The organism is Klebsiella sp. 2-CIP_Kleb., assembly GCF_050378715.1.
Classification (GTDB): Bacteria; Pseudomonadota; Gammaproteobacteria; order Enterobacterales; family Enterobacteriaceae; genus Klebsiella; species Klebsiella quasipneumoniae.
Map to the genome: position 1 here is coordinate 1 of NZ_JBNRLG010000031.1, position 586 is coordinate 586.

1 protein-coding gene is annotated in these 586 nt (G+C 61.6%); it reads left to right on the top strand.

Translation table 11 applies throughout. The features are described from left to right. A partial coding sequence (locus ACQUTP_RS25695; RefSeq protein ID WP_428902483.1) for a carbohydrate porin occupies positions 1-586 on the top strand: 586 nt, incomplete at both ends.

Sequence of the window (586 nt, forward strand, 5' to 3'; positions counted from 1 at the left end):
CAAAACCCACAACATCAAGGCCGGGCCGATCGACGTCGAGGTGTACGCCAACTACGGCTTTGACTCGAAGGCGGTGGACAGCGACGCGCGCCTCGAAGCCTGGCAGGGCGGCCTGGTGCTGAGCCACACCAACGACAGCGGGGTGAACAAGGTGATCCTGCGCTACTCCGACAACTCGGATAACAGCGTCTACAACAAAACCGACGACCTGACCACGGTCTACGCCAGCTTCGAGGGCAGCCATAAGTTCACTCAGCAGGCGCAGGTGGAATATCTGCTGGCCTTCCACGACTACGACAACGGCAGGGACAACACCGACAACCGCAAGAACTACGGCGCCATCGTGCGGCCGATGTATTTCTGGAACGACGTGCACTCCACCTGGCTGGAAGCGGGCTACCAGCGCGTGGACTACGACCAGGGCGGGAATAACCACGGCTGGAAGCTGACGCTGTCGCAGAACATCGCCATCGGTATGGGGCCGGAGTTCCGCCCGATGCTGCGCTTCTACGTGACCGGCGGCCAGGTGGACAATGAGCATACCGCGAAGGTGAACGGCACCCAGGACCAGCAGCTGGATTCGCTG